Consider the following 458-nt stretch of genomic DNA (forward strand, 5'->3'; position numbering starts at 1 on the left):
CGCATGTCGTCGGTGTCGGGCTTGAAGGTGAGGCCGAGCACGGCGATGGTCTTGCCGCGCAAGCTACCGCCGAGCGCCTGGCTGACCTTGCGCGCCATCGCGCGCTTGCGGTTCTCATTGACGGCCAGCACGGCTTCGACGATGCGCAAGTTCACGTCATAGTCCTGCGCGATCTTGATCAGCGCCTTGGTGTCCTTCGGGAAGCAGGAGCCGCCGAAGCCCGGACCCGCATGCAGGAACTTGGTGCCGATGCGGTTGTCGAGGCCGATGCCGCGCGCGACCTCCTGCACGTCGGCGCCGACCTTTTCCGAGAGATCGGCGATCTCGTTGATGAAGGTGATCTTGGTCGCGAGGAACGCGTTCGCGGCGTATTTGATCATCTCGGCGGTGCGGCGCGCCGTGAACATCAGCGGGGCCTGGTTCAGCGACAGCGGGCGATAGACGTCGCCCATCACCTT

At 64.8% G+C, this 458-nt stretch carries 1 pseudogene; it reads right to left on the reverse strand.

Features of this window, described 5'->3' with window-relative positions:
- Nucleotides 1-458: pseudogene (locus AC0L3X_RS47435) on the reverse strand (UDP-glucose 6-dehydrogenase); the annotation flags it as partial.

The sequence above is a fragment of the Bradyrhizobium sp. MI1.7 genome (assembly GCF_055811795.1).